Source organism: Sphingomonas sp. (genome assembly GCF_042091075.1).
In the GTDB taxonomy this organism is placed as follows: domain Bacteria; phylum Pseudomonadota; class Alphaproteobacteria; order Sphingomonadales; family Sphingomonadaceae; genus Sphingomonas.
Genome location: NZ_JBELIE010000013.1, coordinates 1 through 21260 on the forward strand (window position 1 = coordinate 1; position 21260 = coordinate 21260).

Annotated in this window: 17 protein-coding genes and 3 pseudogenes; 17 read left to right on the plus strand and 3 right to left on the minus strand. The window is 67.4% G+C overall.

Annotation, left to right across the window (positions count from 1 at the left end; all coding sequences use genetic code 11):
• From ACFDSW_RS02490 to ACFDSW_RS02500, 3 genes are all read left to right on the plus strand, one after another.
• A partial coding sequence (locus tag ACFDSW_RS02490; protein WP_375248696.1) for an indolepyruvate ferredoxin oxidoreductase family protein occupies positions 1 to 2124 on the plus strand: 2124 nt, incomplete at its 5' end.
• A gap of 71 nt (positions 2125 to 2195) precedes the next feature.
• Positions 2196 to 2513: a DMT family transporter gene (locus tag ACFDSW_RS02495; RefSeq protein WP_375248697.1), complete on the plus strand. Its 318-nt coding sequence runs from the start codon at positions 2196 to 2198 to the stop codon at positions 2511 to 2513.
• Positions 2514 to 2755: 242 nt separating this feature from the next.
• Positions 2756 to 3223 carry an OsmC family protein gene (locus tag ACFDSW_RS02500; RefSeq protein ID WP_375248698.1) on the plus strand — a complete coding sequence of 156 codons (468 nt, stop codon included), beginning with the start codon at positions 2756 to 2758 and terminating at the stop codon, positions 3221 to 3223.
• 46 nt (positions 3224 to 3269) lie between these two features.
• Here ACFDSW_RS02500 and ACFDSW_RS02505 read toward each other — a convergent pair whose 3' ends face one another.
• From ACFDSW_RS02505 to ACFDSW_RS02515, 3 genes are all read right to left on the minus strand, one after another.
• On the minus strand, positions 3270 to 3899 hold the full coding sequence (locus ACFDSW_RS02505) for a TetR/AcrR family transcriptional regulator (protein ID WP_375248699.1): 630 nt from the start codon (positions 3897 to 3899) through the stop codon (positions 3270 to 3272).
• 43 nt (positions 3900 to 3942) lie between these two features.
• Complete coding sequence (locus ACFDSW_RS02510) at positions 3943 to 4596, minus strand: ferric reductase-like transmembrane domain-containing protein (RefSeq protein WP_375248700.1); 654 nt, start codon at positions 4594 to 4596, stop codon at positions 3943 to 3945.
• A gap of 146 nt (positions 4597 to 4742) precedes the next feature.
• Complete coding sequence (locus ACFDSW_RS02515; RefSeq protein ID WP_375248701.1) at positions 4743 to 5636, minus strand: LysR family transcriptional regulator; 894 nt, start codon at positions 5634 to 5636, stop codon at positions 4743 to 4745.
• A gap of 109 nt (positions 5637 to 5745) precedes the next feature.
• Between ACFDSW_RS02515 and ACFDSW_RS02520 the strand changes: the two genes are divergently transcribed.
• From ACFDSW_RS02520 to ACFDSW_RS02585, 14 genes and pseudogenes are all read left to right on the plus strand, one after another.
• Positions 5746 to 7221: an efflux transporter outer membrane subunit gene (locus tag ACFDSW_RS02520; RefSeq protein ID WP_375248702.1), complete on the plus strand. Its 1476-nt coding sequence runs from the start codon at positions 5746 to 5748 to the stop codon at positions 7219 to 7221.
• Positions 7218 to 8378: an HlyD family efflux transporter periplasmic adaptor subunit gene (locus ACFDSW_RS02525; protein ID WP_375248703.1), complete on the plus strand. Its 1161-nt coding sequence runs from the start codon at positions 7218 to 7220 to the stop codon at positions 8376 to 8378. The genes ACFDSW_RS02520 and ACFDSW_RS02525 overlap by 4 nt, the downstream gene beginning before the upstream one ends.
• On the plus strand, positions 8375 to 9910 hold the full coding sequence (locus ACFDSW_RS02530; RefSeq protein WP_375248704.1) for a DHA2 family efflux MFS transporter permease subunit: 1536 nt from the start codon (positions 8375 to 8377) through the stop codon (positions 9908 to 9910). Before ACFDSW_RS02525 ends, ACFDSW_RS02530 begins: the two co-directional genes overlap by 4 nt.
• Positions 9907 to 10647, plus strand: a complete 741-nt coding sequence (locus tag ACFDSW_RS02535) for a siderophore-interacting protein (protein WP_375248705.1) — start codon at positions 9907 to 9909, stop codon at positions 10645 to 10647. Before ACFDSW_RS02530 ends, ACFDSW_RS02535 begins: the two co-directional genes overlap by 4 nt.
• 556 nt (positions 10648 to 11203) lie before the next feature.
• Positions 11204 to 11869: pseudogene (locus ACFDSW_RS02540) on the plus strand (enoyl-CoA hydratase/isomerase family protein); the annotation flags it as partial.
• Positions 11870 to 11893: 24 nt separating this feature from the next.
• A pseudogene (locus ACFDSW_RS02545) lies at positions 11894 to 12277 on the plus strand (acyl-CoA dehydrogenase family protein); the annotation flags it as partial.
• Positions 12278 to 12359: 82 nt separating this feature from the next.
• Positions 12360 to 12680, plus strand: coding sequence for an acyl-CoA dehydrogenase family protein (locus ACFDSW_RS02550; protein ID WP_375248706.1), 321 nt, complete (start codon positions 12360 to 12362; stop codon positions 12678 to 12680).
• 83 nt (positions 12681 to 12763) lie between these two features.
• Positions 12764 to 13006, plus strand: a pseudogene (locus tag ACFDSW_RS02555) (hypothetical protein); the annotation flags it as partial.
• A 193-nt stretch (positions 13007 to 13199) separates the two neighbouring features.
• Entirely contained in the window at positions 13200 to 14054 is an 855-nt protein-coding gene (locus ACFDSW_RS02560) for a TorF family putative porin (RefSeq protein WP_375248707.1), read from the plus strand.
• 104 nt (positions 14055 to 14158) lie between these two features.
• Positions 14159 to 14248, plus strand: a complete 90-nt coding sequence (gene kdpF, locus ACFDSW_RS02565; RefSeq protein WP_037531783.1) for a K(+)-transporting ATPase subunit F — start codon at positions 14159 to 14161, stop codon at positions 14246 to 14248.
• 13 nt (positions 14249 to 14261) lie between these two features.
• The gene (kdpA, locus tag ACFDSW_RS02570; RefSeq protein WP_375248708.1) at positions 14262 to 15965 is read left to right on the plus strand and encodes a potassium-transporting ATPase subunit KdpA; all 1704 of its coding nucleotides are present in this window, start codon (positions 14262 to 14264) and stop codon (positions 15963 to 15965) included.
• Between the two features lie 13 nt (positions 15966 to 15978).
• Positions 15979 to 18012 carry a potassium-transporting ATPase subunit KdpB gene (gene kdpB / locus ACFDSW_RS02575; RefSeq protein ID WP_375248709.1) on the plus strand — a complete coding sequence of 678 codons (2034 nt, stop codon included), beginning with the start codon at positions 15979 to 15981 and terminating at the stop codon, positions 18010 to 18012.
• A 12-nt stretch (positions 18013 to 18024) separates the two neighbouring features.
• Positions 18025 to 18597, plus strand: a complete 573-nt coding sequence (gene kdpC, locus ACFDSW_RS02580) for a potassium-transporting ATPase subunit KdpC (protein ID WP_375248710.1) — start codon at positions 18025 to 18027, stop codon at positions 18595 to 18597.
• Positions 18597 to 21260 carry a DUF4118 domain-containing protein gene (locus tag ACFDSW_RS02585; RefSeq protein WP_375248711.1) on the plus strand — a complete coding sequence of 888 codons (2664 nt, stop codon included), beginning with the start codon at positions 18597 to 18599 and terminating at the stop codon, positions 21258 to 21260. Before kdpC ends, ACFDSW_RS02585 begins: the two co-directional genes overlap by 1 nt.

Here is a 21260-nt window from a genome sequence, read left to right on the forward strand (position 1 = left end):
GCCGCCGGGGGCATCGGCTGCCACGCGATGGCGATGTATTCGGGGCCGGAGATGCTCCCCAACGCTCAGATGGGCGGCGAAGGAGCGCATTGGTACAGCCAGGCCCACTTCACCGACGTACCGCACATCTTCCAGAACATGGGCGACGGCACCTACTACCATTCCGGGCTGCTGGCGGTCAGGGGCGCCGTGGCGGCCGGCGTGAACATGACGTTCAAGATCCTGTTCAACGACGCCGTGGCGATGACCGGAGGCCAGCCGGTCGACGGCCCGCTTTCGGTCGGCGACATCTCCCGGCAGGTGTTGGCCGAAGGCGCGACCCGCTGCGTGGTCGTCACCGACCGGCCCGAACTCTATGACGCGGAGAGCGGCTTGGGTGAGGGCGTCGTCGTCCATCATCGCGACGAGCTCGACCGCGTCCAGCGCGACCTTCAGACGGTGAAGGGCACGACCGTCCTGATCTACGAGCAGACCTGCGCCGCGGAGAAGCGGCGCCGGCGCAAACGCGGCAAGTTCCCCGATCCGGCGAAGCGGATGTTCATCAATCCAGGCGTCTGCGAAGGCTGCGGCGACTGCTCGGTGCAGTCGAACTGCGTCAGCGTGTGGCCGCTCGAGACCGAGATGGGCCGGAAGCGTCAGATCGATCAGTCGAACTGCAACAAGGACTTCAGCTGCGTGAAGGGGTTCTGCCCCAGCTTCGTGACCGTGCTCGACGCGGAACCGCGCAAGCCGAAGAAATCGGCGCTGGCAAGCGAGGGGCTTTCCCTGCCGGAACCGCCCGTGGCCTCCTTCGACGGCGAATACAACCTCATGGTTTCCGGCATCGGCGGGACGGGGGTCGTGACGATCGGCGCGCTGCTTGCGATGGCCGCACACCTGGAGGGCAAGGCGTGCTCCGTCTTCGATATGACGGGTCTCAGCCAGAAGAACGGCGCGGTTTTCAGCCACGTCCGGATCGCGGACGAGGTCAGCGCGCTGGGCGCGCAGAAGCTGGGCGTGGGCGATGCCGACGTGGCTCTCGCGTTCGACGCCGTCGCGGCGCTCGCGAAGGAGCCGGCGATCACCTTCGATCCCGAAAGGACTCGCGCCGTGGTCAACGGACGCGTCACGCCCACTCCGGCGTTCCAGCGCAATCCGGACCTGAATATCGACCGCAGCCTGTTGCTGCGCCGGATATCGGACCGCTCGCGTGAGATTCACTCGGTGGACGCCACCGGCCTGGGACTGGCGCTGCTGGGCGACACGATCGCGGCGAACCTCTTCATGCTCGGCTTCGCAAGCCAGCTCGGCCTGCTGCCGGTCTCCGCAGCCGCGATCGAACGGGCGGTCGAACTCAACGCCGTATCGGTGCCGTTCAACAAGGCCGCCTTCAACCTCGGCCGACTTCAGGCCGTCGATCCCGCGCGGGTCGAGCGCGCCGCGCAGGAGATGCGGCCGCCTGAATTCCAGCCGCTCACCGAGCTGGCGGATATCGTCGCGCATCGCATTGAGCTTCTCACCAACTATCAGAATGCGGCCTATGCCGAACGCTATAGCCGCCTCATGCGGGACGTGATGGCGGCGGAGGCGCGCGTCTCGCCGGGCGACCAGCGCCTTTCGATCATGGCGGCCAAGAATTTTGCCAAGCTGATGGCCTACAAGGACGAATATGAGGTGGCGCGGCTTCATTCGGATCCGGCGATCCGCGCCCAGCTGGCCGCGACGTTCGAGGACGGAGCCAAGATCAGATACAATCTGGCTCCCCCGCTGTTCTCCCGTCGGGATCCCACGACCGGCCATCTGCTCAAGCGGGAGTTCGGCCCGTGGATCGCAAGCGCCTTCAAGATCCTGGCGCGCATGAAGGGCCTGCGCGGAACCGCGTTCGATCCCTTCGGCCGCACGGCCGAGCGGAAGATGGAACGTGAGCTGATCGTCCACTTCGAAGAGCAGATGCGCATGGTCTGCGCCAAGCTCACGCCGGCCAATCACGCCGCCGCCGTCGAACTCGCCAGCCTGCCGGGCCAGATCCGCGGGTTCGGTCACGTCAAGGAGGCGAACGTGGAGAAGGTTCGCGCGATCGAACCGCAGGTTCTTGCCCGCTTCCATGCCGGACCTTCATTGCCCCGGGCGGCGTCTGCTGCTTGAAGATCCCTTGATGCGCATGGCTCGACGCGGAACAGGCGTCGAGCCATGGGAGATCGTCCTGGGAGCCCTTGATGTCCGCTAACCTGTGGCTAACATTCGCGATCCTGTCGGAGGTCGTCGCCACCTCGTTGCTCAGGTCGACGAACAGCTTCACGCGGCTCCTGCCCTCCCTTGGCGTGGGGGTCGGCTACGTCACCGCCTTCTACTGCCTCTCCGTCGCCTTGAAGGATGTGCCGGTCGGCGTCGCATATGCGGTCTGGTCCGGCGCGGGCATCGTCCTGGTCACGGCGGTGGCATGGATCGCGCACGGCCAGCGGATCGACGCTCTCCAGGCGTTCGGGATGACGATGATCGTGATCGGCGTCGCCCTCTGCCGGTTGAGAGCCTGATAGCGGCGCTCTCCCGAGAACGCCTCCCCCCTGTTCGCAGATCTCCCCTCGCCTCGCCATGTGTTCGGTGTCACATCGCCAGGCCGCTCTGGCAGCTTCCGAAAGGCTGATGTCGCGCTGGTCGAGCAGGAAACCGCGATTGACCCGCCCCCGCTGGCCCCGCGGTCATGACGGGCACCTGCCGGTTTGATATTCCTGCAGCACCACCATACTCGGCATATCCAGCGGGAAAGGAAGACGGCATGAGCCACATTTACACCTCCCATGTCGTGTGGACCGGCAATCGCGGCGACGGCACCAGTCATTACCGAGGTTATGATCGAACATGGAACATCGCCGTGCCGGGCAAAGCGGTTGTTCATTGCTCGAACGATCCGTTGCTCGGGGGTGATCCCTCCAGGATGAACCCGGAGGACCTTCTCATGTCAGCGCTCTCGGCCTGCCATATGCTCTGGTATCTCCACTATGCCTCGGAAGAGGGGATCGTGGTGGTCGGTTATGAGGATAGCCCGATCGGGATTGGTACCGTCGAGAAGAGCGGAGCGGGACGATTTGTTTCAGCGACACTCCGGCCGAAAGTCACTGTCGTGGGCAATGTCGATCTGCAGATTGCGGAGGATATCCACCGTCGCATTCACGAAGTGTGCTTCATTGCCCGGTCGGTGAACTTTCCCGTTTCCTACGAACCGGAAACGGTGGTGCAATCGTGACGGCTCAGCATGTTGTTCCGATCGCCGGTCGCCCGGGTGGCGCGCCTCACGCCCGCGACACGATGCCACCGATATAGAGATCCAGCGCGGCGAACATTCGCTCCCGGGGGTCGCCATCGACCTTCCACTCGTCGAAATGACCGTCGACCCACATTCGTGCGAGGCCATAGACCTGCGCGCGCGCACCAAACATGAGATCGTCGAGGATCAGGCCGGCTCGAACCATTCCGCGCTCCTGCGCCCGGCCGAGAACGTCGAGCATGAGCAGGCGGATCGCCTCATTCTCCTCCACCAGCGGCACGGAGGAGGTGAAGTCGATCAGCGATCGCGAACTGACGACCGCGAAATGCGTCGGGTTGCCGATCGCCCAGTCGAGATATCCTCGCCCGATCGCCCGCAGCGTCTCGATCGGGTCGTCCGGGCTGGCGGCGATCTCGGCGCGGACCGCGGCGGTCAATCGCGCCATCGCCTCCTCGGCCACCGCCGTGACGAGCGCTGTCTTGCTGCGAAAATGGCGAAACGGTGCGCCCGGAGAAACCCCCGCACGCTTTGCCAGGTCGCGCATCGACAGGGCCTCGACGCCCTTTTCCGCGATCAGTGCGATCGCGGTGTCGAGCAGCACCCGCAACAGGTTCCCGTGATGATAGGCCCGGCTTGCGCCCTTTCCCTCGGTCATTCGTGCAGGATAGCCGGGGCCTGCGCGCGGGGCCACCGGGCCGTCACGCAACCCTGGTCGGGCGCGGGCGCCGTGCCAGTCGCAGCGCCGCCGCCACCGCGAACAGGAGCGTCGGCGCCGCATAGGCGACGTTCACCGGGATCCGCTTCGCGAAGGCGATGATGAACACCGCGAAGATCACCCACATCGCGCTCGTGTGCAGCCGCTTCCACGTTGCCGGACCGAGGCGCGCTACGGCGGTATCGCTCGAGGTCAGCACCAGCAGCAGGATGGCGACATAGCCGATAGTCCCCGGAACGTTCGTCGCGACGGAGCGCCCGTCCCAGAACGCCTCGGGCGCCACCCGGACATAGCAATAGATCAGCAGCGCGTGGATCGCGTGCGAGAAGGCGAAGCCAAGCCCGAGCTGTCGGCGATGGCGGAGCACCCAATCGGTGACGGCGCCGGGCCGGTATGCCGCAAGGGCCGAGGCGGTGAACGCCGCGAGGAACAGCGCGGCGGATGTCCGCGCGGTCGTGCGGATCGCCACCTGCAGGCGTGTCACGAGATCCGGCGGCGCGCACAACACCGCCAACATCGTCAGACCGGCGACGAGCGCCACCACGAGATAGAAAGTCGACCATGCGCCACGGCGCGGCAGCGAGATATTCGTCACGGCACCTTCCTCGTCGAAGTCGGGCGAAATGCCCTTCGCCACGACGTCGGCGTCGTCACCGAAAGCAGTTCGCCTATGAAGTAATCATTGATTACATCATCCGTCGACTGGTGTCCAGCATGTGTGGGATGCCCCCGCTCGCGCCTCGGATCGGCTTGCTTGGAAAGGGCAGATCACGCCGTGCGGTGCTAGGCGGCACAGACGTCTCTCACCGCTTGTCGCAGAAACTGGTGCCCTGCGTCTTTATCGAACCGGGGATGCCATGCCTGCCCGATGACGACGGGTTTCAGCGTGAGCGGCAGATCGAACGCGCGGAGGCTGGCGCCCATCGCTTCGGCGGAGCGGCGGACGTGATCCGGCACGGGTGCGATCAGATCGCTGTCCGGAAGCGCGGCAAGAGCCGTCTTGGGAAAGGGCACGGTCAGGACGACGCGGCGTTTCAGGCCAAGCTCCGCCAGCGCCTTGTCAATGGGGCCGTGCGGCCGCCCGCGCCGTGAAGCGCTGATCTGGTCGTAGGCGCAGAAGCGTTCCGGCGTGATCGGCGCGTCGAAGATCGGATGCCCGCTCCGCGCCATCCCGACAAAGTGGTCGCGGAATATGGTCTGAATGCGTACTTCCGGCCCCATCTCGCGCAGCGCGCCGATATCGAGATCGATCCGGCCCTCGCGCAGCGCGTCGTCGTCGCTCTCGCCCTCCGGCGCGAAGCGCAGTTCGACCAGGCGCGCCTCGGCGCGAAGGCGCGCCAGCAGGCGACCGGCGAATGCTCCCACGAACCCGTCATTGGCGCGCACGGTGAAGCGGCGTTCCAACGTTGCGAGATCGATCGTCGTGGGGCGCAGCAGGGCGGCGGCGTCTTCGACCACGCGATGCACCTCGGCGTGCAATTCCAGCGCCCGCGCGGTCGGCACAAGGTCACGTCCGGCGCGCACCAGCAGCGGGTCGCCGGTTGCCTGCCGCAAGCGCGCAAGCATCCGGCTGACCGATGGGGCGCTGATGCCAAGCCGCTCCGCCGAGCGGGTGACGCTGCGTTCTTCCAGCAGAATGTCCAGCACGGACAGAAGGTTGAGGTCGGCGACGGACAAGGCGAGGTAATTCCGATTTCACTGAATGAAACTACAATCAATCATATCGATCATTTCTGATAGGTGAAATGATCAGCATGGTGGGCGCCGACACTTTTCGGACTTGCCCATGCACGACGATCTTTCCCCTCCCCGGCCCAATCGGCCCGCGACCTGGCTGGCGTGCCATTGCCTGTTCGCGCTGTCCGCCTGCGCCACTGGCAGCCAGGCGATCCGCCCCGCTGCAACACTGACGGACCCGGCCACCCTTTCATCGGGAAAGGACATAGAAGGCGCGATCACACAATCGGGCGCAACAGCCTCATCAGCGTGGTGGACGGCTTGGGGCGACCCGCAACTTGACGGCCTGATCACCTCCGACGCCCTGACCGCACCATCGGTCGCCACAGCCACCGCGCGGATGCGCCGCGCCGCCGCCAGCATCGACGCCGCTGCCGCCGATCGGCTCCCGACCGCCAATGGGTCCGGCCGGGCGGTCGGCGAACGCTTTCCTGACCACAGCGTCTATCCCGCGCCCTATGCCGGCAGTTGGGGCAGCGAAGGCAGCCTGACGGCCAGCGCCAGCTATGCGCTCGATTTCTGGGGAAAGCGGCGAGAGGCGCAGGCGGCCGCATCGGCGCGTCTGGAGGTGGCGAGGGCCGAGGCGGACGACGCGACCCTGCTGCTGCGCACGGCGCTGGTGGATGCCTATGTCCGCCTCGATGCCGCTTACCGCCAGCGCGACATCGCAACAGAGGGTTTGGCCCGGCGTCAGGGCGTCCTCGACCTGATCGCCGCGCGCGAGCGGGCCGGGCTGGCGACCGGGATCGAAACCACGCAAGCGCGCGAGGCGATTACTGCCACCCGCGACGAAGTGGCCCGGCTCGACGGCGAGATTGCCGCACGCCGTCATCAGATCGCCGCGCTGCTGGGCCGCGATCCGGCGTTCGCCGATGGGCTGGCACGGCCATCACTGAAGGCGATCGGCGATCCGGCGCCCTTGTCCGCCATCCCGGCGAACCTGTTGGGCGCGCGGCCCGATGTGGCGGCCGCTCGCGCGGCGGCGGAGGCGGCGGCGCGCGAGATCGGCGTCGCCCGTGCCGCCTTCTATCCAGACGTCAATCTGATCGCCTTTGCCGGGGTGCAAAGCATCGGCCTGGGATCGCTGCTCCGATCCGGCAGCATCGCCGCCGGCGCGGGACCGGCGGTATCATTGCCGATCTTCGACGGCGGACGCCTGCGCGCCAATTTGCGCGGCAAGACGGCGGACTATGACGCTGCGGTTGCGGTCTATAACGGCGCGCTCACCGAGGCGCTGCGCCAAGTCGCCGATGGCGTGACCGGCCTGGCGGCAGTGCGCGCCAGACAGGACGAGGCAAACGCCGCCGTCGCACACTGGTCGCACATTCTCGATCTTCAGAAGTTGCGCGAACGGCAGGGCCTGTCCACCGCCGCCGACCGCCTCTCGACCGAAACCGCCCTGCTGCTGGCGACCCGCCGCGCAGCGGAGGCCGATGCCCGCGTCGCCGTGTCGCAGATCTCGCTGATCCATGCGCTCGGCGGGGCCTGGGCGCCCGCTCCCCTTCCTTCAGGACAAGCACAATGACCGATACGCCAACATCACCCGCTGCCGACCCGGCCGCCGTCCGCCGCAAGCGGCTTATCGCTCTTGGCGCCGGCGTTACCGTCATCGCGCTGGGCTGGGGCAGCTATAGCTGGCTTTCGGGTGGCGACAGCCGCTCGACCGACGACGCCTATGTGAATGGCCATGTCGTCAGCGTAACCCCGCAGGTGGCCGGCACCATCATCCGCGTCGGCGCTGACAATAGCGACCGGGTGGCGGCGGGCACGCCGCTGGTCGAGATCGATCCCAGCGATGCCCGCGTGGCGCTTGCCGCCGCAGAGGCCGATCTGGCGCGCGCCGTGCGCAACGTGCGTGGTCTGTTTGCGACCGATGCCCGGTATGATGCCGAGATCGGCGTTGCGCAGGCCAGTCTCGACAAGGCCCGCTCCGATTATCGGCAGCGACAGGCCATCGCCGGGACCGGTGCGGTGACGGGCGAGGATGTCCGCCACGCCCGCGATGCGGTGCGCAGCGCCGAGGCCATGCTCGCCGCTGCTCGCAAAGCCCGCGCGCAAGCCCTTGCCCAAACCAGCGGTGCGACGCTCGCATCGCATCCCGATGTGCGGGCCGCAGCGGAGCGCGTCCGCGCGGCGGCGCTGGCGCTGGCGCGAGCGCGGGTCGTCGCCCCGGTCAGCGGGATGATCGCGCAGCGCAGCGTGCAACTCGGCCGCCGGGTCGCGCCGGGCGACCGGCTGATGGCGGTGGTGCCGCTCGACCGGCTGTGGATCGACGCCAACTTCAAGGAAGTCCAGCTCGACGGCATCTGTCCCGGCCAGCCCGCCACCGTCACCGCCGACATCTATGGTGCCCGCGTCACCTATCACGGTCGCGTCGCCGATATCGAGGCCGGCAGCGGCGCTGCCTTCGCGCTCCTCCCGGCGCAAAATGCCACCGGCAACTGGATCAAGGTGGTGCAGCGCGTGCCGGTGCGCATCCGGCTCGATCCGGCTGAACTCGCGCGCAACCCGCTGCGGATCGGGCTATCGGCGAAGGTCACGGTCGATACCAGCCGCTGCGACCGCAAGGCCCGGCCCGCCGCGCCGCAAGCCGAAAGCGTGGCGCTCTACGACGCACAGACGCGCGCGGCCGATGCGACCGTCGCCCGCATCATCGCCGCCAATATCGGGCGCCAGCCATGAGCGCGAAGCAGCCCATCGCCCCACTCGAAGGGGGCCGGCTGGCGCTGGCGGCGATAACGCTGGGACTGGCCTCGTTCATGGCGGTGGTGGACATCACCATCGCCAACGTCTCGGTGCCGACGATTTCCGGCAATCTCGGCGTGGGGTCGGAGGAAGGCGAATGGGCGATCACGTCCTTCGCGATCGCCAATGCCATCTGCATTCCGCTGACCGGCTGGCTCGGCCGCCGGTTCGGGCAGGTGCGGCTGTTCGTCGGCGCGGTGGCGGCGTTTACGCTGGCTTCGGTGCTGTGCGGCCTGGCCTGGTCGTTCGACTCGCTGCTGCTGTTCCGCGTGTTGCAAGGCGCGGTATCGGGGCCGATCGTGCCGCTGAGCCAGGCTCTGCTGGTCGCGGTATTCCCGCCGCAGAAGCGCACCTTCGCCGTGGCGATGTGGGCGATGACCAATATGGCCGGGCCGGTCGCGGGGCCGCTGCTCGGCGGCTGGATCACCGACAGCTATAGCTGGCCGTGGATCTTCCTCGTCAACGCGCCGGTCGGGCTGTTTGTGGTTGTCTCGACGATGACGCTCCTCAAGGGGCGCGACACACCGTCGATGCACCTGCCGGTGGACCTGCGCGGGCTGGCGCTGCTGGCGCTGGGCATCGGCTGCCTGCAGGTCACGCTCGATCGCGGGCGCACGCTCGACTGGTTCGCGTCGCCCTTCATCTGCGTCACCGCGATCCTCGCAGTGGTCAGCCTCGTCACATTGGTGATCTGGGAACTGGGCGAGGCGCATCCGATCATCGACCTGCGCCTGTTCGCGCATCGCAATTTCGCGGTCGGGACGGTGGCGGTCGCGGCGGGGTTCGGCCTTTACTTCGCCTCGCTGGTGCTGATCCCGCTCTGGCTCCAGACCCATCTCGGCTACAGCTCGACCTGGGCCGGGCTCGTCACCGCGCCGATGGGGCTCTTCGGCATCCTGCTCGCGCCCTTTCTTGGCCGCTGGGTGGCGAAGGGAGACGCGCGCATCTATGCCAGCACCGCCTTCCTCGCCTGGGCGGCGGTGGCGTGGTGGCGGGCGGGCACGACCACCGGGATCGACGCGGGTACGATCGCCCTGTCTCATCTGGCGCAGGGGATCGGCATCGGCTTCTTCCTGACGCCCGTGGTCAGCCTGTCGCTGGCGGGGCTACCGGGCGATAAGCTCGCGTCGGCCTCGGGCCTTCAGACCGCCATCCGCATGATGTCGGGCAGCCTGATCGCCAGCCTCGCCACCACCTTCTGGGACAACCGTTCCCGGTTTCACCAGACCCATCTCGCCGAGCGATTGAACCCGTTCGACGAGCGGAGCGCCGGCGTAATCGCCGGCCTGCGCGCCGCCGGCCTGTCCAACGAACAGGCCTGGAGCGTCATCGCCCGCGCGCAGGACGTGCAGGCGCACATCCTCGCGCTCAACGACTTCTTCTTTTTCTCCAGCTTCGCCTTCCTCGCCGCGCTCGCGATCCTGTGGTTCGCCCGCAATCCGCACGCAGCGCTGCCGAGCAAGGCATGAGGATCACGCTCATGAACCCGCTCACATCCCGTACGCTCCACGACGCGCAGGTCATCGGTGTCGAGAATGTCACCCCAAAGATGCGCCGCGTCACCGTTGCCGCTGATGCCCTCAAGGCCATGCCAATCGATCGGCCCGCGATGTGGATGAAGCTGTTCTTCCCCATGCCGTCCAACATCAGGGCGCAGGGGCGGGCCTATACCATTCGCGCCTATGATGCCGAACAGGGCTGGATGGCGTTCGACGTCGCCCTGCATGGCGATCAGGGGCCGGCTGCATGGTGGATCGCCCGCGTTCGCGTTGGCGACACGCTCCAGCTCGCCGGCCCGAGGTCGGGCTACTGGATCGATCCGTCGCAGCACGAGCAGGTGCTGATCGGCGACGCCACGGCGCTGCCTGCGATCGCCGGGATCGTCGAGCGCCTGCCCGCCGGCACACGGGCGCAAGCGTTCATCGAGATCGCCGACGCCGGTGAGGAGCAAGCGTTGATATCCCCGGCGGACCTGACGATCCACTGGGTCCATTCCGCCACTGCCTTCCCCGGCACGACAGGCAAGCTCGAACTGGCGGTGCAGCAAGCAGACCTGCCACGCCGCTGTCAGGTATTTCTGGCCGGCGAGGCGTTCATGGTCCGCGCCATGCGCACCCACCTGCTGGTCGATCGCGGCATCCTGCACCCGTCAATCGACGCCAAGGGCTATTGGCGACTGGGCGCTGCGGATCATCGCGATGAATGACCTGCCGCAATATCGCGACCTGGACGTGCAGAAGGTCGCCTCGCTGACCCGGCGCCATGGCGGTCGTCATCGCCGCCCCGGTTCCCGACGCCAGTGCGACGCATCCCACAGCAGCACCGGGGAAATGGAGAGATCATCCTGCCCGCCTCGCTCCGCTGCGGCCCCACATCGCCCTCCCAGAAAGGCGATGTCCGCGCCAAGCGGTTCCGGACACAGGGTCAGGACATTGGACCACCCGCCGGCGACATGCCCCGCCAACCTGCCCGACGTATTGACTAGCTGAAGCCCTGCGCCGTTCGGTTACGTCCGCCGGGGACATCGACAGGCCGTCTTCACCCTCCCCCACCTCCCTCACAACCTTCAGGCGTCGAACGGCGGATCGATACAATTACGGCTATATGTATGGGTCAAATGACATAAAGGAGCCTGTCAAGTGAATCTGGTGGCCCAGCGGAAGGAAGGAGGAATGGATGTGACGACAGTCCTGCTCAGCGAAGACGCCGCCCCCGGCTTGCGCATCCTGACGATCAATCGGCCGGAGTAGCTCAATAGCCTCAACAGTGCGGTCTTCTCGCGGCTGGAGGAAGAAGTGGGCCGCCTCGAAACATCCGATGACGTCGGCTGCGTCGTGTTGCGCGGTGCCGGCCGCGCCTTTTCCGCCGGTCACGATCTGGGTGACATCGGCGACGGCGAATCGTTCGGCCATCTCAGATGGCAGAGCAGGATCGTGGAACGACTGGCAAACCTGCCGCAGCCCGTGATCGCCGCGGTCCACGGGCCGTGCTTCACCGGCGCGCTGGAACTGGCGCTGGCCGCCGATCTGATCGTTGCGTCCGAGGCCGCACGCTTTGCGGATACCCATGCGAAATGGGGCCTGACGCCGATCTGGGGGATGAGCCAGCGCCTGCCTCGACGGGTCGGTGGATCGCGCGCACGGGACATGATGTTCACCTGTCGCACGGTTGACGGACGGGAGGCCGCCGCGATCGGGCTTGCCGATCGATGCTTTCCGGACGCCACCTTCGCCGATGATGTCATGGCGCTGAGCAAGACCATTCTCGCCAATTCCCGTTTCAGCAACGCCGCGAACAAGCGGTTGCTGCTGCAAACAGACGGCCTTCCGCTTCGCGACGGCCTGGCGTTCGAGGTGTTTCGCAATGAAGGCAACGCCCCGGACGTCGCCGAGCGGATCGCTGCGTTCGCCGCCGCCAAGAAGCGCTGATCCCGTCGCCGCGCTGGCGCCCCGATCATCACCCCCAACGCCACCCATATGGTCGCCCCCGTCCTGATGGCATTCGGCACGCCGGAACAGCAGCAATCATATTTGCCGCGCATCGCCTCGGGTGACGACTGGTGGGCGCAAGGCTATTCCGAACCTGCCACCGGCTCCGATCTCGCCGCGCTGCAATGCCGGGCGGTGTCCGACGGTGATGATTATATCATCAATGGATCGAAGATCTGGACGACGCATGCTCATTTCTCGAACATGATGTTCTGCCTTGTCCGAACACGTGTGGCGGAAAAGCCGCAGATCGGCATCAGCTTCCTCGTCTTTCCTCTCGATCGACCGGGTATCGACATCAGGCCGATCCGATCGATGTCAGGCGAGCATGAGCTGAACGAAGTTTTCTTCAGCGACGTCCGGGTTCCGAAGACATCTCTCGTGGGCAACGAGAACGATGGCTGGACGGTAGCGAAATATCTGTTGCAACATGAACGCGCGCACTGCTGGTCGCCGTTGCTATTCGCTCGCCTCGATCGCATGCGAACCCGATTGGAAGCGGCTCGCGCGGCCATCCGGCCGTCGCAGCATCGGTTGTTGGTGGGAACTCGGCAGCGGCGCGGCCCGGCTGGCACTCGAGATCGAGGGCAGCGCGCCATTGACCAGCGCGAAGGAAGGACAGTCCCTCTCGACGATCGCCGCCGCAAGATCGACCTATCTCAACGACCGCGCGGCCTCGATCTACGCGGGGACCAACGAAATTCAGCGCGACATCGTCGCGCGCTCGGTCCTTGCCCGCCACCCGAATTAGGCCTTAGGCATGTCCCCACCGCGCTTGTTGAACCGGCGCGAAAGGCATCGGCGCTTGCGTCGGACACGACGTCGCTGCTGAGGCCCCGCACCAGCATCAGCGGGAACATCATCGCCGAGGGCGTCCGGCTCGGTCGATTTCGCGAAGTCGACCCGGATATGCTGTACTTCAGCCTGACGGGGGCATGTGATTTCATTTTCAGTTCGGCGGGTGCGATCCCGGCGCTGATCGGCGAGGACGGCGTCACCGATACGCTGCGCCGTCGTTATATCGCGCATGTGACCGACCTGTATATGGCCGCCCTGACGAAGCCTGCGGCCAGTTGATGCGTGCGGGACGGGCCCCTGCCCGCCCGCCATCACTACAACGCGTCGCCATAACGGCGCCATGCGCTGACTATACGCCAATACTATGCGAAAGCCGTGATGCGATCTCGAATTGCTACGCGGCCGGCATCTAATCGCGATCCCTGGAAAGGTCACCGATTCGCGGTGACGTCCCGTCCAATGGGAACCGTGCATGACGTTTACGAGCCTGTTGCCCGCGGTGAGCCTGATCGCGCTCGCCGCCCCCGCCCTTGCGCAAAGCCGCACCGCCGAAACCACCCCGCCGCCGCCCGTCACCGTCTCGGGATCGGCGACAATCGCTTCCGACTATCGCTTCCGCGGTGTATCGCAGTCAGACCAGGAAATGGCGGTGCAGGGCGGGATCACGGTCGCGCACCAGAGCGGCGTCTATGTCGGCACCTGGGCGTCGAACCTCGCCGGCTGGGGAACGTTCGGCGGTGCCAACATGGAGCTGGACCTGATCGGCGGCGTGAAACGGCCGATCGGCGGGGGAACCATCGACGTCGGGCTCACCTGGTACATGTATCCGGGCGGCGCGGACCGAACCGACTTCGCCGAACCCTATGCCAAGCTCAGCGGCACCGCCGGCCCGGCGACGCTGACCGCGGGGGTCGCCTATGCGCCCCGGCAACAGGCGCTCGGCCGCTGGTATCGCACCGGCGCGGACGCCGCGGCGGGAACCTATACCGATCCCGGGGCGAAGGGCCACAATCTCGACCTCTGGGGCGACGGCGCGGTCGCGGTTCCGGGGACGCCGTTCACCGCCAAGGCGCATGTCGGGCACAGCCGGGGCCAGAACGGCCTTGGCCCCAACGCGACCGCGGTCGCGCCGACCGGCCGCTATTGGGACTGGTCGCTGGGTGCCGACGCGACGTGGCGAGGGCTGACCCTCAACGTCAGCTATGTCGACACCGACATCTCGAACGCGGAGGCGGCCTATCTCCGCCCCAGCTTCAGCCGCGGCCAGGACGGCACCGGCAACATCGCGGGCGGGACGGTCGTCGCCGCGCTGACCGCGGCTTTCTAGGGGAACGCGATGGAAGACCTGCTCTGGCTCGGCATCCTGGCCGGCCTCGTGCTCATGACGCTCGCCTATGCGCGGCTTTGCGACGACGCCTGAGGAGAGTTCGCATGACGCTCGACCTTTGGCTCGCCGCGCTGACCGCGCTTGGCCTTCTCGTCTATCTGGTGGCGGTGCTGATCCGCCCCGAACGCTTCTGAAGGAGCGGCTTACATGACAGTCCAGGGCTGGATTCTCATCCTCCTGTTCGTCGGCATCCTGCTGGCACTCACCAAGCCCGTGGGGGTTTGGCTCAACGCGCTGTATGAAGGCCGACGGACGCCGTTGCATATCTTGCTCGGTCCGGTCGAGCGCGGCTTCTACAAGCTCTCCGGGATCGATCCGAACGCCGAACAGGGCTGGCGCCGCTATGCGGTGCATATGCTGCTGTTCAACACGACGCTGCTCGCGCTCACTTATGCGGTGCTGCGGCTGCAGGGCGTGCTGCCGGGCAATCCGCAGGGGTTGGCCGGGCTGTCCCCTCACCTCGCCTTCAACACCGCGATCAGCTTTACGACCAACACCAACTGGCAGAGCTATGGCGGCGAGAGCACCATGTCGAACCTCAGCCAGATGCTGGGGCTGACGATCCACAATTTCCTGTCGGCGGCAACCGGCATCGCGCTCGCCTTCGCGCTGTTCCGCGGCTTCGCGCGGCGCGAGGCGGCCGCCCTCGGCAATTTCTGGGCGGACGTCACGCGGATCACGCTCTACCTGCTGCTGCCGCTGTCGATCGTCTATGCGCTTTTCCTGATCGCGTCGGGCGTGCCACAGACGCTCGCCGGCGTCGTTAACGTGTCCACTCTGGAAGGGGCGCGCCAGTCGCTCCTGCTGGGCCCGGTCGCCTCGCAGGAGGCGATCAAGATGCTGGGCACCAACGGCGGCGGCTTTTTCAACGCCAATTCGGCCCACCCTTTCGAAAATCCGACCGCGCTGACCAATTTCGTGCAGATGCTGTCGATCTTCGTGATCGGCTTCGGCCTTACCTGGACCTTCGGCAAGGCGGTCGGCAACACGCGCCAGGGCTGGGCGATCCTGTCGGCGATGGTCATCCTGTTCCTGGCCGGCGTTACCGTGACCTATTGGCAGGAAGCCGCCGGCAATCCCGTCCTCCACCAGCTCGGCGTCGCCGGCGGCAACATGGAAGGCAAGGAAGTCCGCTTCGGCATCGCCGCCAGCGCGCTCTTCTCGGTCGTCACCACCGCCGCCTCGTGCGGGGCGGTCAACGCGATGCACGACAGTTTCACCGCGCTGGGCGGGATGATCCCGCTGTTCAACATTCAGCTGGGCGAGGTCGTGATCGGCGGTGTCGGTGCCGGCATCTATGGCTTCCTGCTGTTCGCGATCCTGGCGGTGTTCGTCGCCGGGCTGATGGTCGGCCGCACGCCCGAATATGTCGGCAAGAAGATCGAAGCGCGCGAAGTGAAGCTCGCCGTGCTCGCGATCGCGGTGCTGCCGCTCGTGATCCTCGGCTGCACCGCGCTGTCGGCAGTGGCGGAGGCGGGCCTCGCCGGACCGCTCAACAAGGGGCCGCACGGTTTTTCGGAGATCCTCTATGCCTTCACCAGCGCGGTCGGGAACAACGGCTCGGCCTTCGCCGGGCTCACCGCCAACACGCCCTGGTATAACGGGCTGTTGGGCATCGCGATGTGGTTTGGCCGCTTCTTCGTGATCGTGCCGATGCTGGCCATTGCCGGCAGCCTCGCTGCCAAGAAATACACGCCGGAAAGCGCGGGTTCGTTCCCGACCACCGGCGGGCTGTGGGTGGGCCTGCTCGTCGGGATCATCCTGGTCCTTGGCGGCCTCACCTTCCTGCCGAGCCTCGCGCTCGGTCCCATCGCCGATCATCTCGCGATGATCCGCGGCCAGCTGTTCTGATCCGGGGGCCATCATGGCAAAAGCCCAATCCAAGAGCCTGTTCACCGCCGACCTCGTCGTGCCCGCGATCAAGGCGTCGATCCTGAAGCTCGACCCGCGCGAGCTCGTCCGCAATCCCGTCATGCTGGTCACCGCGGTGGTCGCCGCGCTGATGACGCTGCTGCTCGTCATCGGTCACGACGGCCTCGGCCTCGCCTTCAAGGCGCAGCTGGCGGCGTGGCTGTGGCTGACGGTGCTGTTCGGCACCTTTGCCGAGGCGCTCGCGGAAGGCCGCGGCAAGGCGCAGGCGGCGAGCCTGCGCGCCACCAAGGCCGAACTCGTCGCGAAGCGGTTGAAGGGCGACGGGCGCGCGTTCGACGAAGTGCCCGCCAGCCAGCTCAAGGTCGGCGACATCGTGCTGGTCGAAACCAACGACCTGATCCCCTCCGACGGCGAGGTCGTATCCGGCGTCGCCTCGGTGAACGAGGCCGCGATCACCGGCGAGAGCGCGCCCGTCATCCGCGAGGCGGGCGGTGACCGTTCGGCGGTGACCGCGGGCACACGAGTCATCTCCGACGAGATCCGCGTGCGGGTGACGGTCGAGCCCGGCAAGGGTTTTCTCGACCGGATGATCGCGTTGGTCGAAGGCGCCGAGCGACAGAAGACTCCCAATGAGGTAGCGCTTACCATCCTGCTCGTCGGCCTCACGATCATCTTCCTGATCGCGGTCGGCACGATTCCCGCCTTCGCTTCCTATGCGGGCGGCAGCATCCCGGTGGCGATCCTGGCGGCGCTGCTGATCACGTTGATTCCGACCACGATCGCGGCGCTCCTGTCGGCGATCGGCATTGCGGGGATGGACCGGCTGGTCCGTTTCAACGTGCTCGCCAAATCGGGCCGCGCGGTCGAGGCGGCGGGCGACGTCGACGTGCTCCTGCTCGACAAGACGGGGACGATCACGGTCGGTGATCGCCAGGCGAGCCAGTTCCGCCCCGTCGGCGGTGCGACCGAGGCCGCGCTCGCCGAGGCGGCGCTCCTCGCCAGCCTTGCCGACGAGACGCCCGAAGGCCGCTCGATCGTGCTGCTTGCGCGCCAGCGTTTCGACCTTCAACAGCCTTTGCCCGAGGGCGCGGAAATCATTCCCTTCACCGCGCAGACGCGCGTGTCGGGTGTCCGTTTCGGCGACACGCTCATCCAGAAGGGCGCGGTCGACTCGATCCTCCGCGCCAATCCCGGTTCGGGCGAGACCGCCGCGGCGACGGAACTGCGCCGCATCACCGACGAGATCGCCCGCGCCGGCGGCACGCCGCTCGCGGTATCGCGTGACGGCCGGTTGCTCGGCGCGATCTTCCTGAAGGATGTGGTAAAGGCCGGCATCCGCGAGCGTTTCGGCGAGCTGCGCGCGATGGGCATCCGCACGGTGATGATCACCGGCGACAACCCGCTGACCGCCGCGGCGATCGCCGCGGAAGCCGGGGTCGACGATTTCCTCGCGCAGGCGACACCCGAGGACAAGCTGGCGCTGATCCGCGAGGAACAGACCGGCGGCAAGCTCGTCGCGATGTGCGGCGACGGCACCAACGACGCCCCAGCGCTTGCGCAGGCCGACGTCGGTGTCGCGATGAACACCGGCACGCAGGCGGCGCGCGAAGCGGGCAATATGGTCGATCTCGACAGCGATCCGACCAAGCTGATCGAGGTCGTCGGCCTGGGCAAGCAGCTGCTGATGACGCGCGGCGCGCTCACCACCTTTTCGGTCGCAAACGACGTCGCCAAATATTTCGCGATCATCCCGGCGATGTTCGTCGCGCTTTATCCGGGGCTTGGCGTGCTCAACGTGATGGGGCTGGCGACGCCGCAGAGCGCGATCCTGTCGGCGATCATCTTCAATGCGCTGATCATCCCGCTATTGGTGCCGCTCGCGCTGAAGGGGGTGACGTACAAGCCGATGGGGGCAGGCCCGCTCCTCGCCCGTAACCTCGCCATCTACGGCCTCGGCGGTCTCGTCGCGCCGTTCATCGGCATCAAGATCATCGACCTCGTGGTCGGCAGCCTCGGCCTCGCGTAAAGGACAAGCAAGATGGGCAATGACATCACCTCCGCGCTGCGCCCCGCGATCGTGTTCACGATCCTGTTCGCAGCCCTCCTCGGCCTCGCCTATCCGCTGGCGATGACCGGGATCGGCCAGACGATCTTCCCCGCCCAGGCGAACGGCAGCCTGGTGCGCGATGCGGGCGGGCGCGTGATCGGGTCGAGCGTGGTCGGCCAGGCATTCACCAGTGCGCGCTATTTCCAGTCGCGCCCCTCCGCCGCGGGCCAGGGCTATGACGGGCTCGCCTCCTCGGGCTCGAACCTCGGCCCCACGTCGCGGGTGCTGGCGGACCGCGTCGCCGCCGACGTCGCCGCACGGCGGCGTGCCGGCGTGACCGGCCCGATTCCCGCCGACCTTGTCACCGCGAGCGGCTCTGGTCTCGACCCCGACCTGTCGCCCGCCGCCGCACTGGCGCAGGCCGGGCGTATCGCGCGGGAACGCGGGCTGCCCGAACCCCGGGTCCGCGCGCTCGTCCAGCAGCAGGTGCACAGCAGCTGGTTCGGTGAACCGCACGTCGACCTGCTCGATCTCAACCGCGCGCTGGACGCCTTGCCGCGCTGATGGCGCCGGCGCGGCCTGATCCCGACGCCCTGCTGCGCGCCGCCGCGCAGGAAGGGCGCGGCCGGCTGAAGATCTTTCTCGGCGCCGCCCCCGGCGTTGGCAAGACCTACGAAATGCTGTCCGAAGGGCTCGCGCGCCGCCGCGACGGGGTCGACGTCGTGGTCGGCGTCGTCGAGACGCACGGCCGCGCCGAAACCGAGGCGCTCACCCGCGGGCATGAGATCGTCCCGCGACGCGCGGTCGCCTATGAGGGCCGCACGCTCTACGAGATGGACCTGGATGCGGTGCTCGCCCGCGCGCCGCGTCTGGTGCTGGTCGACGAGCTGGCGCACACGAACGCGCCGGGCAGCCGCCATCCCAAGCGGCATCAGGATGTGGAGGAACTGCTCGCCGCGGGGATCGACGTTTATTCGACCGTCAACATCCAGCACGTCGAGAGCCTCAACGACGTGGTCGCCAGCTTCACTCGCGTGCGCGTGCGCGAGACGGTGCCCGACAGCGTGATCGAGCAAGCCGAGATCGAGGTCGTCGACATTCCGCCCGACGAGCTGATCGAGCGGTTGAAGGCCGGCAAGGTCTACCTGCCTGACGAGGCGACGCGCGCGCTCGGGCATTTTTTCTCGAAATCCAACCTTTCGGCGCTGCGCGAGCTTGCGCTCCGACGCGCGGCGCAAGCCGTCGACGCGCGGATGCTGGACGATGTCCGCGCGCTGGGGCTCGGCGGCACCTGGGCGGGCACCGACCGCATCGTCGTCGCGATCAACGAGCTGCCCGGCTGCGACGGCCTCGTCCGCGCCGCCAAGCGCGTCGCCGACGGGCTGAAGGGGCCGTGGACCGCGCTGTTCGTCGAGACCCCGCGTGTCGCCGGCTTTACCGAGGCACAGCATGCGCGCGTCGCAGCGGCGATGACGCTCGCCGCCCGGCTCGGCGGCGCGGTGGCGACCGTCCCCGCGCCGAACGTCGTTCACGGCATCAAGGCATTTCTGGCGGATGCGCGCGCAACGCAGCTCGTCGTCGGCAAGTCGCGCCGATCGCGCTGGTTCGAGCTTCGCCACGGATCGGTGGTCGATCGCCTCGTTCGCGAGACACCGGACGTCACCGTGCACGTGCTGCCGCTGCCCGAACCGGGACCACCAGAGAAGGCAGCGCGACCGCGCGGCGCCTGGGGGTCGCCCGCCGGCTATGCGATCACGACGGCACTCGTCGCCGCGATCACCGCGCTCGCGAGCATGCTCTCGCAGGTGCTCAACCTCGGCAACGTCGCCTTGCTGTATCTGCTGCCCGTTATGGCGGCGGCAAGCCTTTACGGGCTTCGCACCGGCCTCTTTGCGGGCATCGCCTCGACGCTCGCCTATAACTTCTTCTTTCTGCCCCCGACCGGCACATTGACGGTCAGCGACCCCGAGAACGTCATCTCCATCGTCGTCCTGCTCGGCATCGCGATCGCGACCAGCCAGTTGACCGCGCGCGTCCATGCGCAGGCGGACCTCGCCTCGCGAAGCGCCCGCACCAACGCCACTCTCGCGGGTTTCCTTCGCCAGATCGCGACCGTCAACGACATCGACGTCGCCACGCAACGCATCTGTGACGACGTGCGCCGCCTGCTCGACGTCCAGGCGGTGCTGCTCGGCCCCGGCGAAGGGGCCACCCTCGACGTGCTCGCCGCGAGTGACCCGGAATACCGGCTCGACACCGTCGACAATGCCGCGGCGCGCTGGGCGCTCGACACCGGCGCCGCGGCGGGCAAGGGATCGGGGACGCTCACCGCATCCGAATGGCTGTTCCAGCCGCTCCGCGCCGGGGACCGGACCCTCGCCGTGCTCGGCATCGCCAGCGAGCGCGCGGGCAATCCGGTTCGCGCCGATCAGTTGCCGCTGCTCAGCAGCCTCGTCGATCAGGCCGCCCTGGTGCTCGAGCGACTCCGCCTTCAGACCGAGATGCGCGACGTCGACGCCGTGCGCACGCGCGACCGGCTGAGAAGCGCGCTGCTTTCCTCGGTCAGCCACGACCTGCGCACGCCGCTCACCGCCGTCATCGCCGCGGCGCATCAGCTTCACCAGGGCGCGACACCCGATCTCATCGCGACGATCGAGACGGAGGCGCAGCGGCTCGACCGGTTCGTCGCCAATTTGCTCGACATGGCGCGGGTCGAGGCGGGTGCGCTCACGCTCTCGATCGAGCCGGTCGATCTGGCAGACGCGGTCGCCGGCGCCGCCAACGATGCGCGCCGCGCGCTCGGCGGGCGGGCGGTGCGGCTCGACGTTCCCCCTGACCTGCCGCTCGTCCGCGCCGACCCGACGCTGCTCCATCACTGCCTTCTCAACCTGCTTGAAAACGCCGGCCGCTACGCCGATCCCGACAGCGCGGTGGTCGTCGAAGGACGCAATCATGCCGGTGAGGTGCGCCTCTCCGTCGTCGACCGCGGGCCGGGCTTGCCCCCCGGCCGCGAGGCCGAACTGTTCGAGACGTTTCGCCGCGTCGAAGGGTCGGACCGCGCGGTCGGCGGCACCGGCCTCGGGCTTGCCATCGTCAAGGCGTTCAGCGAGGCAATGGGTATGTCGGTCGGTGCCGCCAATCGCAGCGACGAGTCGGGTGCGCGCTTCACGCTCGTCTTCCCGCCCGTGCTCGTCGTCCGCGACATCGCGCTCGGCAGGATGATCTGA